At 62.4% G+C, this 15231-nt stretch carries 14 protein-coding genes; 4 read left to right on the forward strand and 10 right to left on the reverse strand.

The window, feature by feature from the left end; genetic code table 11:
- Positions 1 to 418: 418 nt before the first annotated feature.
- Genes BJI47_RS10515 through BJI47_RS10530 form a run of 4 tightly spaced genes read left to right on the forward strand, consistent with a single transcriptional unit; the run spans position 419 to position 2833 of the window.
- Positions 419 to 700: an SAV_915 family protein gene (locus BJI47_RS10515; protein ID WP_254900506.1), complete on the forward strand. Its 282-nt coding sequence runs from the start codon at positions 419 to 421 to the stop codon at positions 698 to 700.
- Positions 697 to 981 (forward strand): hypothetical protein, encoded by a 285-nt coding sequence (locus BJI47_RS10520; protein ID WP_088943677.1) that lies wholly within the window; start codon positions 697 to 699, stop codon positions 979 to 981. Before BJI47_RS10515 ends, BJI47_RS10520 begins: the two co-directional genes overlap by 4 nt.
- A gap of 3 nt (positions 982 to 984) precedes the next feature.
- Positions 985 to 2058 carry a hypothetical protein gene (locus BJI47_RS10525; protein WP_088943678.1) on the forward strand — a complete coding sequence of 358 codons (1074 nt, stop codon included), beginning with the start codon at positions 985 to 987 and terminating at the stop codon, positions 2056 to 2058.
- Positions 2045 to 2833 (forward strand): hypothetical protein, encoded by a 789-nt coding sequence (locus tag BJI47_RS10530; protein WP_125458709.1) that lies wholly within the window; start codon positions 2045 to 2047, stop codon positions 2831 to 2833. Before BJI47_RS10525 ends, BJI47_RS10530 begins: the two co-directional genes overlap by 14 nt.
- A 75-nt stretch (positions 2834 to 2908) precedes the next feature.
- Here BJI47_RS10530 and BJI47_RS10535 read toward each other — a convergent pair whose 3' ends face one another.
- The 10 genes from BJI47_RS10535 to BJI47_RS10580 form a co-directional block, all read right to left on the reverse strand.
- Entirely contained in the window at positions 2909 to 3289 is a 381-nt protein-coding gene (locus BJI47_RS10535; protein ID WP_254900507.1) for a hypothetical protein, read from the reverse strand.
- A gap of 10 nt (positions 3290 to 3299) precedes the next feature.
- Positions 3300 to 3701 carry a hypothetical protein gene (locus BJI47_RS10540; protein WP_088943680.1) on the reverse strand — a complete coding sequence of 134 codons (402 nt, stop codon included), beginning with the start codon at positions 3699 to 3701 and terminating at the stop codon, positions 3300 to 3302.
- Positions 3702 to 3788: 87 nt separating this feature from the next.
- The gene (locus tag BJI47_RS10545; RefSeq protein ID WP_088943681.1) at positions 3789 to 4628 is read right to left on the reverse strand and encodes an SDR family oxidoreductase; all 840 of its coding nucleotides are present in this window, start codon (positions 4626 to 4628) and stop codon (positions 3789 to 3791) included.
- A 9-nt stretch (positions 4629 to 4637) separates the two neighbouring features.
- The gene (locus BJI47_RS10550; protein ID WP_254900522.1) at positions 4638 to 6554 is read right to left on the reverse strand and encodes a hydantoinase B/oxoprolinase family protein; all 1917 of its coding nucleotides are present in this window, start codon (positions 6552 to 6554) and stop codon (positions 4638 to 4640) included.
- Positions 6555 to 6568: 14 nt separating this feature from the next.
- On the reverse strand, positions 6569 to 8668 hold the full coding sequence (locus BJI47_RS10555) for a hydantoinase/oxoprolinase family protein (protein WP_088943683.1): 2100 nt from the start codon (positions 8666 to 8668) through the stop codon (positions 6569 to 6571).
- A gap of 272 nt (positions 8669 to 8940) precedes the next feature.
- Complete coding sequence (locus BJI47_RS10560; protein ID WP_088943684.1) at positions 8941 to 9600, reverse strand: carbon monoxide dehydrogenase subunit G; 660 nt, start codon at positions 9598 to 9600, stop codon at positions 8941 to 8943.
- On the reverse strand, positions 9597 to 12089 hold the full coding sequence (gene cutA / locus BJI47_RS10565; protein WP_088943685.1) for an aerobic carbon-monoxide dehydrogenase large subunit: 2493 nt from the start codon (positions 12087 to 12089) through the stop codon (positions 9597 to 9599). The genes BJI47_RS10560 and cutA overlap by 4 nt, the downstream gene beginning before the upstream one ends.
- Positions 12086 to 12724 (reverse strand): (2Fe-2S)-binding protein, encoded by a 639-nt coding sequence (locus tag BJI47_RS10570; protein WP_088943686.1) that lies wholly within the window; start codon positions 12722 to 12724, stop codon positions 12086 to 12088. The genes cutA and BJI47_RS10570 overlap by 4 nt, the downstream gene beginning before the upstream one ends.
- Before the next feature lie 2 nt (positions 12725 to 12726).
- On the reverse strand, positions 12727 to 13644 hold the full coding sequence (locus BJI47_RS10575) for a xanthine dehydrogenase family protein subunit M (protein ID WP_088943687.1): 918 nt from the start codon (positions 13642 to 13644) through the stop codon (positions 12727 to 12729).
- 80 nt (positions 13645 to 13724) lie between these two features.
- Positions 13725 to 15200, reverse strand: coding sequence for a uracil-xanthine permease family protein (locus BJI47_RS10580; RefSeq protein ID WP_088943688.1), 1476 nt, complete (start codon positions 15198 to 15200; stop codon positions 13725 to 13727).
- Positions 15201 to 15231 lie beyond the last annotated feature (31 nt).

Below are 15231 nucleotides of genomic sequence, written 5' to 3' on the forward strand. Positions count from 1 at the left end.
TCGAGTCGCTGACAGGACCGTAAGGTTGGCGTCAACATGGCTTAGATTGCCAGCCAAAACACCCGGCCTGGCTGACTCTGGACAGAAATGGCCCGGTTCAGCGGGGGCACGCTAACTGCTGCACTCCGTCCGGTAAATGTTCATCTGGCAGTGAACTCTCGAAAGAGCAACGCAACGGCGGCATCTGTGCAATCTGCATCTTGGGTTGTGAAACGATCGAGTAGGAGTCCTCGAAAACTAGCCCCGACCCACCTAACGTTCGGCGACGAACAAGACCCACAAGACGGCGGAGTGCCGGGTCAATACAGAAAGATGCGAATCCGCGGTCAGGTTGAAATCGAACGCAGGGAACCGAATGCGTCCGGACCGCGTCTGATCCAATGAGCGGCCTTCTCAGCCGCCCAGGGGAGGGGATCAGATGAATATTCCGGCAGATTTTCCACCAGTGCTGTATGTACCGTGTGTACAGCAGACACACGATGCGACCGAAGCTTCGGTGAGGATGCGGACCACGCGTGACGGGCGTTCGGCTGTGCTCGTTTACTCGGCGTTGGACCGGTTACACACGTGCGTCGGCACCGACGTGCCGTGGATGGTCCTGCCCACCGAGCGACTCGCCGAGGTTCGGGACGCGGCGCCATTCGACCTGGTACTTCTCGATGTGGTTGTACCCGAACACGAACGGGCGGTCGGCCGATGAGCCTGCACGTCGACCAAGCTGCTCTCCGTGCCGAGGCCGGAAAGCTTGCCGACGCGTCGAGCCGGTTGGACGAGCTTTCCGTTTCGCTCCCCACCGACGTCGATGGGGGTATCGGAAGTGCGGCAATTCTCGGGATCGTGTCCGTCTTGGTCGAGTCGGGTGGTGAGTTGACGTCGGCGCTGGCCGGTTTCGGCGATGTCTTGTCGGAGTGCCTCGATCGATACTCCGAACAGGACATGGTTGCGGCTGAGGAGATCAACTCTGCGGCGTGGGTGCAATAGCCGATGACAATCGACACACACATCGATGGCAATCCAGAATCGATCCGTGTGAGCGCTGCTTGGCTTCGTGATCACTTCGCTTCATGCCTCGACACCACCACTGACGCACTGTATTCCGCACGCAACAACTCCGATGCCGCGTGGGATGGCCCGACGTCGGAAGCCGCATGTCAGAAGATGGACTTCGGAGCTCGAAGGACCGACGACATGGCCGCCGCTGCTCGCCGTTGCGCTACGGCGGTCGAAGAGTTCGCCTCTGCGCTGCAATCTGCCCAGAACCAGATGGTGGCCATCCGAAACGACGCCATCTCTGCGGGTCTCGTACTGGTTGGCAACATGATTCGAGATGTCGATCCAGACTCGGAAGCTCTGCGGTACGCCTACGAGGCTGCCGCGCATGCGGCCGATGCGGCCCGTGAAGCCGAAAGGCTGGCGGGTGAAACTCTCGCGAACGTATGGGCCGGCATCACCGGTGAATGGTTCTTCTCGGTGGCTGACCTCCTGGGGGCGGCCGGCCGCGCAATGGCAGACAAGCACGTCTCCCTGCTGACCAATCAAGCCAGGTTTCTGATGGAAGAATCCAGACGCTACCTCGATCTCGCACGATCGGCCCCACCTGGCACGCCGGCGTCTCAGATCTATCGTGATTTCGACTGGTCCAGGACGGTCGCACGCAATGCAGATGATCTACTCGAAACAGCGAAGAATCTCGAAGCGAAAACGGGCAAGTTAAGCGGCCGGTTCGGTGGAGCGTTGGCCGTCATCGGCATCGGTTACGACATCTACACCGGAAAGCCCGTCGATCAGGCGCTGGTTTCGGGTGGGCTCGGATTCGGTGCGGCCGTCGCGGCCGGTGCACTGATAGGGAGTGCCATTCCGGCACCTATTGTCGGCACCGCTGTCGGGGCCGCCGGCGGAGCTGTCGTCGGTATCTTCACTTCCGGCACAGTCGACACTCTCTACACCGAAGGATTAGGAAGCGTCGGCGAGGCAATCGGTGACGGTGCCGCGGCAATTGCGGACACTGGGTATGCGATAGGCGAACTTGCAACAGGAGCGTGGGATGCAATTTTCTGAGCCGAGTTCGGGTGAGCTTCCCGACTTTCCCGTTCCACGGGTGCAACTGATGATCGGTAGCGTATTTGCAGGGTTTCTGGCGTTCATCGCGTTTGTCATCTCGGCATCGAGTCTTGTGACCGGTCACCTGGCGTCGGCCGTCGCAGCTTTCGCTTTTGCGGTGTTCGTCTTGGCCACAGCATCTTTCGCGCGGAGCAATCAGACCTCGCACACCTCGGGTGCCCCTGCGGGTCGTTTGGTGCAGGGGTCGACGGTCCGATACAAGCCTTCGGGGTTGATCAGACTCGCGCTTGTCACCGCATCCATGGCGTTGTGTGCCATTGCGTTCGGTGTGGCAGCGGGTGGTGCGGTGGCCTGGATCTTCGCAACTATGGGTGCGCTCCTCGCGACATTCTTCGTCCCGCTGCTGATCACCAGATCTATTCGGCAAGGCCGACTCGAGCTGACAGCCGACGGTATCCGGCATAGAGGTTGGGCGTTCGAAGCCGAAATCGCATGGGACGGAATAGGTGGCGTTGCATTCGCACAACGCGACTACCCTGCGATCTATGTTCTGGTCGAACCGACGAAACAAATTGTGCGGCACTACACGACACAGTTTTGGAAAATCGAGGCTCTGCATCCCGGCCACGTGATCGAACTGGACTGCCGACGGTTCGATATTCACCCGATGCTGTTGGCGCAGTGGATCCGCTTCTACATCGAACACCCGGATTCCCGAATCGAACTCGGTACCACTGCCGCGGCGGACCGGTTGATTTACGCGCGGTTTTGAGAGCCTGAGCAGGAAACATGAAGGGGTCCGAGATCACGACCACGAGATCGTAGGCTCGAATTCAGACTTGGCGGCTCAAGGTCCTTGGAGGCGGAACCGTGGCCGCTTGGATGAGAGCACTTCGACCTCACCCCAGTCACCGGTAATCGTGTACCGATTCCCATTGGAGGTCAGAGTGTCGATATTACCGAGATCCACCGATCCGGTGGCATCTCGCGATTCGCTGAATACCTTTCGTAGCCAGCATATTTCGGTGACTTCCTCGAAATCCAAGTGCGCTTGCTCGTAGCAGTACTGTTCACCCGGTCTGGGCGGTCGGTACTGCGAGTGCTCGGGGGTCAGCACGGCGTCGAGGACGAAAACGAATCGACCCGGCGTTTCGAGGATCGACAGGACATAGCTGTCTTCCAGGTACACGCCCTCGAGACCGTAGATGCTCGAGTAGTCGATGATCAAGATGTGCGCTCTACTGAAACGGGTACGGCTGATTCGGGTTCGGCTGGGCCTGAAACCCCTGACCCGGAAAGCCCTGCGTAGGGAAGTGCCCCTGCGTCCCGAACTGGTGACCGTTGAGGTATGCCTGGTTCTGGGCGTCCGCGCTGGCGATGAGTCGCTGCTGCTCCTGGCGTGCGAGGTCCTGCCGGGCCTCGCGCGAGCGGTATACGCGGACGCCGAGCCAGATGGCGCCGACTACGAAGAGGATCCACCAGTTGTTGGCCAGGAAACCGAGCCCGAACAGCACCAGGATGGTGGTGAGGATCGGATGGCGGCGGGGCCAGGAGCGGCGCGGCACGACGTATCCGACGTTGGTCGTCTGGTGGATATTGATCGTTCCGTAGTTCGGGCTGTTGTGGAACTGGTTGCTCATGGCGGGCTCTTCTCACAGGCGATGGTCAAGTGCCGCGAACTATGCCAGAGGGGTACGACACGATCGGTCGGTTTTTCGAACCAGCTGTCACAACCCGCGAATCAGAGCACGCACCGGTGTCGGGTCCCGTCCGAGCAACGCCTTGGTCACCATTCCGCCGGCAAGGAAGTCTCGATCGTCGTAGAACTCGAACATCGCCCCGAGCCTGGCGCGACCATCGACGCCGAGACTCTGCCCAAAAGTGTGCATCCATTGCGCGACATCGAGTTGTTCCACCGCCACCGACCGTGACGTCATCTCCCCGGTCAGTCGAACTACGTCGCCGACGCTCATTGCCTCGGGCCCGCCGAGTTCGTACGTGGCCCCGTGATGCTCTTCGGCTGCCAACAAGATTCGAGCGGCCACCTCGGCGACGTCGCCGAGGCTTACGAAGGAAAACTTCGACTCGGTGCTGTACGGCACCACGAGGTCAGTGGATTCTCCGGTGAGGATCGATTCGAAATTCTGGGTATAGGCGCAGGGCTGCAGGATGGTCCAACGCATTTCGTGACGTGAGGCGAACGCCCGCAAGTCGTCCTCACATCGGGCTTTGTCCAGGTGGTGCGGCATCCGCGGACTGTAGGGCCACGCGACCGAGTGGTAGAGAACATGATCCACCCCTGCCTCACTCGCGGCCTCCAACGCTCGCCGTAGCGCGGCAGGCTCGTCCGGATGCAGATTGGGTGCGATGAAATACACCCCGGTGCAGCCGGTGAATGCTGCCTTCAGACCCTCGCCGGTGTCCAGATCGATCGGATGATCCAGCGCGGTGCGGCTCAGCTGCCGGACCGTGGCCCGCCCTTCGAGGGCGGCGACCACGGCCTTTCCGGTCTTGCCTGTGGCACCGACGACGGCAATGTCGGTGCCACAGGCGGTTTCACTGTTCACGGGCGATCGTCAGCTGTCGAGGAAGTCGTACTTGGCGAACTTCGCACCGCCGGAGAGCCGTTCGTAACCGGGCCCCCGATCGAAGAAAGGCTCGTCGTCCGCGCGTGCGCCGCGCATCTCGCCGCGGAGCTTCTCCGACGCCGACGCATCTGCATTCGCCTCGCCCTCGGCGATGACCACACCATAGTCCGTGGCAGCAGCTTCGCGAGATACTTTGTTCCACAACACATCGCGCTCCACTTCGTCGATGGGACGCTCGAGCGGATCGCCCCAGCCTCCACCGCCCGTGGTACGGATCCGGAACGTCTCCCCGGCACGGATCGGCTCCGCGTCGGTGAGCGCGTCGAAGAGCCGCTCGTTGGGCTCACCCGGGTTTATCACCACGGAGAACGGCGACCCGGCCTTGCCACCCTTGACGCCCCAGCAGGCGAGGATGGAGCGGTCGGCGATGGACATGAAGTGCGCATCCTTGAGCATGCGAATGTGCTTCTCGTAGCCGAGGCCACCGCGGTAGCGTCCGGCGCCGCCTGAATCTTTTGCCAGGCCGAGCTTTTCGACGATGAAGGGGAACCGGCTCTCGGTGAATTCGGTGGGCAGATTTCGCGAGTCCGGCACCACGTGAATGGTGTCCTCACCGTCCGCGTAGTAGCGACCGCCCGAGCCACCGCCGAGCACCTCACGCATGAGGTAGGACTGGCCCTCGAAATCCTCACCGTAGACGCCGGTGTAGCGGATGGTCTCCTGGTCAGCGGGCATGTTGCCGTCGACGGCCTTCGCGATGGCACCGGTGAGCACGCCGAGCAGCCGCAGGATCACGAACGTGCGGGCGTTGGTGGGCGCCGGGAAGATCGGAGTGATCAGCGTGCCAGGCTCCGGGAACTTCATCTCGATCAGAGGGATGATGCCCTCGTTGACGTCGAGCTCGGCCATCCGCTCCGGGGTGTCCGCGAGGCTGCGGAGGACAGGGGCCAGCCACTTCGCCAGGAAGTTGCCGTCGGAGTAGTCACCGCAGTGGTTGATCGGCCCCTTCGCCTGCGGGCCGGTGCCGGTGAAGTCGAGTATCAGCCGCTCGCCGCCCTCGTCCTCGGGCGCGGTCTTGGTCATCGTGATTCGCTGCACGTGCAGCATCGGCTCATCGACGCCGTCGTGCTCGGCGTAGTCCTCCCAGGTGTATTCGCCAACAGGGATCTTGGACAGGATCTCGCGCCGATATGTCTCGGTGCAGGCGTCCATCGAAGCGTCGAAGCAGCCCTCGATGGTCTCGACGCCGTAGCGCTCGAACAGTTCCGTCAGCCGACGTGCGCCCATCAGGCAAGCCGAGCACTCGGCGTCCAGGTCGGCGGCCAACGCGTCGGGCATCCGGGAGTTGCGGGTCATGATCCGCAGCGCAGCCTCGTTGGGCACGCCTTGGTCCCACAGCTTGATCGGCGGGACCATCAGTCCCTCCTCGTAGACCGAGGTGGCGCCGGACGGCATGGAGCCGGGGCAGCAGCCGCCGATGTCGTCGTGGTGGCCGAAGGCCTGCACGAACGCGACGACGGAGGGCTCGTCCGCACCGGGAAGCGTCGCGAAGACGGGGACCGTGACGCAGAGGTCGGGGAGGTGGCCGATGCCACCCTCGGAGAGGTAGACGTCGTTGTGGAAGAAGACGTCCCCGGGCTTCATCGTGTCGATGGGGAAGTCGCGGACTACCGGCTGCACCAACGCCGAGTAGGAGCGGCCGGTGAGCTTGCGCATGTTCCGGTCGTAGATTCCTGCGCGGAAATCATGCGCATCGCGGATCATCGGCGAACGGGAGGTCCGCGCAATGGCAGTCTCGACCTCCATTTCGACGCTCGCGAGGTAACCGGCCACGATCTCGACGAGAACGGGGTCGGGCGCGGGTGCGTCGACGGGAGTCAATCGGTAGGGCTTGTTGTTCACCATGTCGATGACAGTCATCAGTGCGCTCCGTTCGAGTCGAGATTCCTGGTGATGCGAATGTTGCCGAAATTGTCGATGCGAGCGGAGAATCCGGGATCCACCGGCACCGTGGAGCTGAACTCTTCGATGACGGCGGGGCCGTCGATGGTGTCGCCGGCGCCGAGAGCCGTGCGATCGTAGATAGCGGTCTCGTGCCACCCGTCGAAGTACGCCTGACGCGTTCCCGTCCGGGCTACTTCTGCACCGGTGCCGTCGCCGATCTCGGTGAGCACCGGGCGCTTGATCGGGCCGATACCGCTGACCCGTAGGTTGACCCACTCGACGAATTGGCTCTTGTCACTGCGGAAGTCGTAGCCGTAAAGCTCACGGTGAGCGTCGTGGAACGCCTCCGCCGCTTGGTCCATCGTCTCCTGGGTGATGTCGCCGTCGACGATCGGCACGCGAACCTCGAAGGCCTGACCGAAGTAACGCAGATCCGCGGTGCGTGCGTATTGGCGATCCTCGAGCGCGAAGCCCTCTCCTGCCAGTGCGGCATCCGCACGCTCGGCGAGAACTTCGAGTTCGGACTGCAGGTCCTCGGCACGCAGGCGGTCGTGCCGACTGACGTGAGTCTGGACGTAATCGTTGCGCACATCCACTGTCAGCAGACCGAAGGCCGATACGTTACCTGGATTGAGCGGTACCAGAACATCTTTCAGTCCCAGGATGTCCATCAGTCGGCAGGCGAGCAGCGAACCGGATCCACCGAACGTCACGAGGGTGAAGTCGCGTACATCGAGTCCGCGCTTGACGGAGATCTGACGAAGCGCGTTGGCCTGATTCCAGGCGGACACCTCGAGGATTCCGGTGCCACAGGCCTCGATCTCCAGCGACAACTCGTGTGACAGCTCTTCGATACCCTTGCGCGCCAGATCGGTATCGAGCGGAATCTCGCCGCCGAGCAGGTGCGGAGGTATCCGGCCGAGCAGGACATGCGCGTCGGTGATGGTCGGTGCGGAACCGCCGTTGCCGTAACACATCGGGCCGGGATCGGCGCCGGCAGATTGCGGGCCGACGCGCAGTGTTCCCTCGGGCGTCATCCAAGCAATAGAACCGCCGCCGGCACCGACGGTGACCACGTCGATCATCGGGATCTTCGACGGGTAGTTTCCGACGCGTCCCTCGGTGGTCAACGCAGGCTCGCCGTGGACGACGACCGTCACGTCGGTGGAGGTACCGCCGCCGTCGCAGGTGAGAACGTGATCGACGCCGGCCGCGCTGGCCACCAGGGCAGCGCCGAGAGCGCCTGCTGCCGGTCCGGACAGAACGGTCGTGATCGGCTGATTGACAACCTCTTTGGCGGAGAGGACGCCGCCGTTGGACTTCATCACATAGAACGGGACGTCGCGTGCCTCGCCGGACTCGGTAGCGAACTCACGCAACCGGGTGGCGATGTTGTTGACGTAGTTGCGAATGTTGGGCTTGACCGCCGCATCCACGAGCGTGGTGATGGACCGCTCGAATTCGCGGTATTCGCGCAGAACCTCGGTGGAGATGCTGACGGTGGCCTCAGGGTACTCCTCGAGGAGTATGTCCCGAACACGCTGCTCGTGAGCAGGATTGGCGTAGGAGTGCACGAGGCACACGCCCAGGGTCTTGACGCCTTCGGCTTTGAAGAACCGTGCAGCTTCGCGCACATCGTCGTCGTTGAGCGGGCGAATTTCGGTGCCGTCGAAGTACAACCGACCACGAATGGTGCGGACGCGATGTGCCGGAACGATGCGCTCGGGCTTGACCCAGAAGTACGAGTTGCCGTAGCCGTCGGGAACCGACTGGCGAGCAATCTCGAGAACATGCTCGTAGCCCTCGGTGGTGATGAACCCGAGGTTCTCGACCTTGCCTTCGAGCAGCTTGTTGGTAGCAACGGTGGTGCCGTGACTGACTGCGCTGAGCGAGTCGCCTGTTACCCCGAGCTGCTGCAGGACCTTGTCGATCCCGGCGAGGAATCCTTCGGCTGGATCGGCCGGAGTGGAGGGAGTCTTCGTGGTGGCCATCTCACCGGACTCTTCGTCCACTGCCACCACATCGGTGAATGTTCCACCGGTGTCGATTCCGACCCGAATCTTTCTTGGCTCCACGCTTCCTCCTTGATTTGGTTCGTAGACAGCACGACCGCCGATCGGGGTCTGTGCGTGCCTGACGTCTAGTGATATTGGACTCCTTCCGAGCGCCAGTATCTTTGGCACAAGGTGCCAAACCGGCACGGCGAATTTGTGTTTCCTCAGGCGATGACCGGGTGGGGGACTGTCACACATTGCGATGGCAACGCGAAAGGCCGCTCTCCCTGACACGGGAGAGCGGCCTTTCGCAGTCGAGCAAGCGCTGGGAGTTGCAGCCCAGCAGTGATGACCTACCGTTCTTTTCGAACCAGGATGCCGCCCATGAGAACTCCGGCCAAAGCGATGGCCGCCCCGGCCGCAGCGGCAACCAAGACACTCTGCGCCGACGCACCTGCCGGCGCCGGACCTGCGGCGATCCGTCCGCCGGTAGCGGCAGCGATCTGCGGGAGAGCACCAGCGGCGACCTCGGAGACACCGGCCTCCACAGCGACCACGGTGGCCTCCGGAATGCCGTTCGCGATGACGCCGTCGAGTCCGTTGAAGAACACGCCCGCCATCTTCTTGGCGACACCGGTGATCATCCGCTGACCGACACCGCCGACCATCCCGCCGACGACGGCATCGGCGTCGTAACTCAGGAGGGTGCCGCCATTTTCCGTCGGCTCCAACCGGATGGTGACATCGGCGCGCACCGTGCCCGGCGCTCCCGCTCCGGAAGCGGTCATCACGAAGGACTCGGGCCGGTTCTGCTGCGAGAGCCGGACCTCGCCGTCGTAGGTGCCCTTGATTGCTGCCACACCGGCGATCAACGAGAGCTTGTAGTGGTCGTCGCTCAATTGATCGAGTGACTGGACGCCGGGGATGGTCGCCGCCAGAACTCGGCCGTCCTGCATGCTGTCGTACACCTCGGCGGGAGGTGCTGTCAACTGCGCGGTGCCTGCGATTCTCATGAGTTCTCCTTGGGTGATTCATCTTCCGACTCGGCACTTGCGTGTAAGAGTCGGAGCTCGAACAGGTCTGATGGGGAAATGGGCATCGAGGTGATCGCGAAGCCCTCGGCGTCTTCGATCGCTGCTGCGATGACTGCCGTGGTCGGAATGACTCCGGCCTCACCGGCGCCCTTCATGCCGAGCGGATTGAGGCCGGACGGGGTGACGGTGTGGTCGATCTCGATCGTGTCGGGTACCTCGGTGACGAAGGGCAGCAGAAAATCCATGAAGGATGCGTTGAGCAACTGTCCGTGCTCGTCGTAGACGATCTTCTCGTAGAGCGCCCCGCCGATTCCCTGTGCGACGCCGCCGTGAATCTGGCCCTCGACGATCCTCGGGTTGATCACATTGCCGCAGTCGTGCACGACGGCATACCGCTCGACGTGGATCTCTGCCGTGACCGGGTCGGTCTCCACGATGGCGGCATGGATACCGGATGCGAAGGTCGACCTCGGGGGAGAGTAGTAGCCGGTGGCTTCCAACCCCGGCTGCTCGCCCTCGGGGATCGGCGGAATGGTCATGTCGGTGTCCACGTTGGCGAACTGTGTCGCAAGGCGGGACTCCGCATCGAATGCGTACCGAAGCGGATTCGACAGTACAGCAACAATTCCGAGCGCGATGGACGTGCCGTCGGCGCCCGGTTCGGTGCCGATTTTGCAGACGTGTCCGCCGCGCAGTTCGAGGTCGAGTGGATCGATCTCGAGTGCGTTGCCGGCGACCTTCTTCGCTTTCTCCGCCACCATCTGCGCTGCCACATGAAAGGCCGAACCCGCCATGACCGCGCCACGGGAAGCAAAGGTGCCTACTGCATAACCGAATCGACGAGTATCGCCGGTCACGATCTCGATATCGGACATGTCCACGCCCAAGTCGTCGGCGACGATCTGCGCGAAGGTCGTCTGATGACCCTGGCCCTGAGTAGTGAGCCCGGTGGCTCCCTTGATCTTGCCGGAGGTTTCGATCAGTACATGGGCGCCCTCGTACGGTCCGGGTCCGGTGCCCTCGACATATTGGCCGATCCCGATGCCGACCGAGCGACCCTCTGCCGCAGCCTGTTTCTTGTACGCGGGGAAACTGTCCCAGTCGATCAAGGCTTTCAGTTTGTCGATCCCGGCCTGGTAGTCACCGGTGTCGTAGATCAGCGGACGGCCGTCCTGGAACATCAGGCCGAAGTCGTACGGCATCTCCTCGGGCCTGATGATGTTCTTCTCGCGAACCTCGATTCGGTCCTTACCGAGATACTTGGCGATCGCGTCCATCGACCGCTCCATCGCGAAGACACCTTGCGGCCTGCCGGCACCGCGATACGGGATGACGATCACGGTGTTGGTGTAGAGCGAATAACCGTTGACGCGGAAGGACACCGGCTTGTACGGGCCGAGCACCTGCGTCGCAGTGTTGATGAGGACGATGATCCCGTACGGCAGGTAGGCGCCATTGTCGTGCCAGAGCGTGAAGTCGAATGCGAGCATGCGGCCGTCGTCGTCGAACCCAATCGTGACTTCCTGCACCTGACCGCGTTCGTGGGCGCTCGAAATGAAGTGTTCACGGCGGTCTTCCACCCATTTGACCTCGTTCGAGATGCCGGCTTTGCCCAATTGTCGGGCAGCCCAGGTCACCATGACTTCCTCTGGCCAGGGATGCATGATCTTGACGCCGAAGCCGCCGCCGACGTCGGGAGCGATGCAGTGCACCTTGTTCATCGCCATGCCGAGTCGTGCTGCGACGGCTGCGCGAACGGAAGTCGAGGTCTGCGTCGACGACCAGAACGTCAGTGTTTCCTCGTCGCTGTCCCAGCGTGCGTAGACACCCTTACCTTCCATGGGCATCGACGCGGACCGTTCCACCTCGAGATTCAAGGTGATCCGATGCGGCGCTCTCGCCAACTCTGCATCGATGTCACCGAAGCCGTGGTGCAGGTGCGCAGCGACGTTGTCCGGCACATCGTGGTGAACCTGGCGATCGGCGCGGCGAGCTGTATCGATACCCACCACCGGATCGAGGATCTCGTAGGTGACCTCGATCTTCGCGCACGCATCCTCGGCGACATACCGATTGCGTGCCACCACCATGACGATCGCCTCGCCGACGTGATTGACCTCGTCTTTGGCCAACGGAAAGCCGTTGCGGGGAGCGATGATTGCGGGGTGCGGAATCAGAAGCGGGAGCCCTTCGGCCATCGCTTCGGAATCCTCGGCCAAATCCTCGTACGTGTAGACGGCATGGACACCCGGCATTTCCAGTGCTGCGTCCACTTCGATGTCGGTGATCCTTGCGTGCGCGTGTGGAGAGCGAACGAACGCCGCGATCAGTGCCCCATGCCCCAGATCGTCGAGGTACCTACCCTCCCCGCTGAGCAGTCGGGTGTCCTCCGAGCGTGCCAGCGGCTGACCGAACAGGGGGGCGGTGCTGTTGGATGTCTTTGCTGCGGTCTTGTTTGCGATACTCATGCTCGGCCTGCCCGTCCGCCTACAGGATTGGTCTTGCATCGCACTTTGCCCTCCAACGCGGCCCGGCTCGACGCGTCGTCTTTGCCGAGGGGGAACTCACCCGCTCGCTCGCGCTTGATCTCGGCAGCACGCAACACCGATGCCTTGATGTTCTGGTAACCGGTACACCGACAAATGTTGCCGGCAATCGCCTCGGTGGCTTCCTCCTGCGTCGGAGAGTCGTTCTCCTCGAGAAAAGCCGCGATAGTGGTGACGAAGCCCGGGGTGCAGAATCCGCACTGGAGTCCGTGGCAATCCATGAATGCTTGCTGCACAGGGTGCAAGGTGCCGTCCGGCTCGACGAGACCCTCCACCGTGGTCACGGACTGCCCTTCGAGACTGGCGGCGAGCATCAAGCAGGCACGGACGGGCTTGCCGTCCAACAAGATCGTGCATGCGCCACAGACTCCGTGTTCGCATCCCACGTGTGTTCCGGTCTGCCGAAGATTGTGGCGGATTGCGTCCGAAGCGATGGTTCGTGCGGGAACGATGATCGTCTGCTTCGTACCGTTGAGCGTGAACGACACGACCACGTGTTGTTCGCCGGTCTCGGCCATCAAATCGGAAAGCTGTGTTTCGACGTCTCGGTTTGTCATCGTTATTTCTCTCCGGCGTCGACACGTAGCGTCGACGGCCTGGTTGCCAAGGAAAGTGCTGCATCGCGCGCGGCCGCCATGACCACTCTCGCAGTCAATGCCGCGACGAGCTGGGAGCGATACCGCGCAGTGGCATGAATATCGGCCTCGGTTTCGACGCGCTTGCGCGCAGCCTCCGACAGCACGTTCCACAAAGGATCCCGGTCGTCGGACACCGAGGCACCTCCGATGACGTCCGTATAGTCGATCACTTCGCCGAATTCACCGGCAGAGACATAGGTGACGCGAGCGCTCGTCACCACGCAGTCTGCCACCTCGACGCGTGCTGCAACACCGACGAGCGCGTAATCGCCATGCCGGCGGGCGATTTCGTCGATCGCCGTGCCAACGCCCCTTCGGGCCGCCGGCACGGTTGCACTGATCGCTATCTCGTCCGGCTCGAGAGAAGACTCCAGCGGCCCCAGGAACAGATCACGAGCGGCGATATCGCGACGTCCCCGCACCGACTGCACGGTCACCGAACCGTCGAGCAGGAGAAGTACTGCAGGAACTTCCGCCGACGGGTCGGCGTGGACGATCGATCCCACGGTGGTTCCGCGATTTCTGATCGTCGCGTGCGCGACCAACTGCAGCGTGCGGCCGAGCAGTGGTTGCACGTCGTTGGCTCCGGGGTTCGAAGCCAACGACGCGTGCGTCGCCAGCGCCTGAAAGGTCACACCTGATTCTGCGGATGCGGTGATGGAGTCGAGCCGCTCGATCCCGGTGATGTCGACGAGAGTTCCAGGCGCAGCCAAACGCATCGACAGCATCGGAATGAGCGATTGCCCACCTGCGAGGACCTTGCCATCGACCCCCGCAAGGACCTCGCACGCTTCCTCGATCGACCGAGGCCGATGATATTTCAGTGGCGAAGGTTTCATAGTCCGATCCTGCCTGCCTGTGCTGATAAGTGTCTCGTCTAAAAGTGACAAAGGCCACTGCGTGAAGTTGCAATCGCTCGCTACCGCACCGGATCGAGGGTGTCGACCTCTCCGTTGTCGCCGGCATCTCTCGTGCGTCGTGGTCCCATAGCGTCCCCCAGTGTGCGCTGCTCCGGGCCGTTTCCGTCAGGGGCGGAGGTGTTGCCGGGTCGCATATGCTGGGGAGCGATACGTGCACACAGGTGGTACAGAGCGATCACGACGATCGTGCCCAGCGAGATCCCGGTCAACGAGAACGAGTCGCTGAAGACCAGGGAGGTATCACCGATGGCGAGAATCAGGCCGGCTGCGACGGGCATCATGTTCAATGGATTGCCGAAGTCGACACCGTTCTCCTTCCAGATCTTGGCGCCGAGCAGGCCGATCATCCCGTAGAGCACCACGGTGATTCCGCCCAACACACCGCCCGGTGTCGCTGAAATGATGGCACCGAACTTCGGCGAGAATCCCAGGATCATCGCGATGATGCCTGCCGCGGTGTAAGCAGCTGTCGAGTACACCTTGGTTGCCGCCATGACGCCGATGTTCTCGGCGTAAGTGGTAGTGGGCGAGCCTCCGACCGCGCTGGCCATGACGGTGGCGATGCCGTCGGCGGCCAAGGCGCGACCCATCAGTGGGTCCAAGTCGTCGCCGGTCATTTCGGCGACGGCCTTGACGTGCCCGGCGTTCTCGGCGATGAGTGCGATGACACCCGGGAGCACGAGGATGATGAACGCCAGAGAGAACGAGGGTGCGTGGATACCGACAATGCCGTTGGCCTCATCGGAGAACGGCGGTAGGCCGAACCACTGCGAGGACTCCACGCCTGCCCAGCTGACGCGGAAGTGTTCGGTCACCGCACCTGCGGTGGCGTCGTACGAGGTGATCGGTCCCAATGAGAGATCGAGAATCCAGGACAACGCATATCCGAATACCAGCGACAGCAGAATGGCGATACGGCCGAGGAATCCACGGAGCGCGACGCTCAGCACGATCAGGACGAACATCACGGCCAACGCGACCCACTGGTCTTGCGGCCAGTAGACACTTGCCACTACCGGTGCGAGGTTGAATCCGATCAACATCACCACCGCGCCCGTGACGACCGGGGGCAGTATCCTGACCACCACGCCGCCGCCCATGAAGTGAATGGCGACACCGATTATCGCCAACACCAAGCCGGCGACCAGAATCGCGCCGGTGACTTCCGCCGACGTCCCGCCCTGTGCCCGAATTGCTGCGACGCCACCGACGAAGACCGCTGAGGTTCCCAGGTAGCTGGGGATCCTGCCCTTGACTACCAGCAGGAAGAAGATCGTGCAGAACCCCGACATGAGAATGGCGAGTTGGGGATTGAGGCCCATGATGATCGGGAAGACGAATGTTGCCCCGAACATGGAGACGACGTGTTGTCCTCCGAGGCTGACAGTGCGCCCCCAGTTCAACCGCTCGTTCGGCGCGACGACTTCGCCCGGAAGGATATTCTTTCCGTCCCCGTGAATCTTCCAGATCGGCATTGTGAAGCCTTTCTTTCTCGTTGTAGACGCA

Origin of the sequence: Rhodococcus sp. 1168 (genome assembly GCF_002091955.1) — a bacterium.
GTDB lineage: Bacteria > Actinomycetota > Actinomycetes > Mycobacteriales > Mycobacteriaceae > Rhodococcoides.

Coding starts and splice junctions, on each gene's coding strand:
- BJI47_RS10560 (WP_088943684.1), bottom strand. CDS start 9,600: ATGAGAATCGCAGGCACCGCGCAGTTGACAGCACCTCCCGCCGAGGTG.
- BJI47_RS10550 (WP_254900522.1), bottom strand. CDS start 6,554: ATGGTGAACAACAAGCCCTACCGATTGACTCCCGTCGACGCACCCGCG.
- BJI47_RS10580 (WP_088943688.1), bottom strand. CDS start 15,200: ATGCCGATCTGGAAGATTCACGGGGACGGAAAGAATATCCTTCCGGGC.
- BJI47_RS10515 (WP_254900506.1), top strand. CDS start 419: ATGAATATTCCGGCAGATTTTCCACCAGTGCTGTATGTACCGTGTGTA.
- BJI47_RS10540 (WP_088943680.1), bottom strand. CDS start 3,701: ATGAGCAACCAGTTCCACAACAGCCCGAACTACGGAACGATCAATATC.
- BJI47_RS10575 (WP_088943687.1), bottom strand. CDS start 13,644: ATGAAACCTTCGCCACTGAAATATCATCGGCCTCGGTCGATCGAGGAA.
- BJI47_RS10570 (WP_088943686.1), bottom strand. CDS start 12,724: ATGACAAACCGAGACGTCGAAACACAGCTTTCCGATTTGATGGCCGAG.
- BJI47_RS10530 (WP_125458709.1), top strand. CDS start 2,045: ATGCAATTTTCTGAGCCGAGTTCGGGTGAGCTTCCCGACTTTCCCGTT.
- BJI47_RS10525 (WP_088943678.1), top strand. CDS start 985: ATGACAATCGACACACACATCGATGGCAATCCAGAATCGATCCGTGTG.
- cutA (WP_088943685.1), bottom strand. CDS start 12,089: ATGAGTATCGCAAACAAGACCGCAGCAAAGACATCCAACAGCACCGCC.
- BJI47_RS10520 (WP_088943677.1), top strand. CDS start 697: ATGAGCCTGCACGTCGACCAAGCTGCTCTCCGTGCCGAGGCCGGAAAG.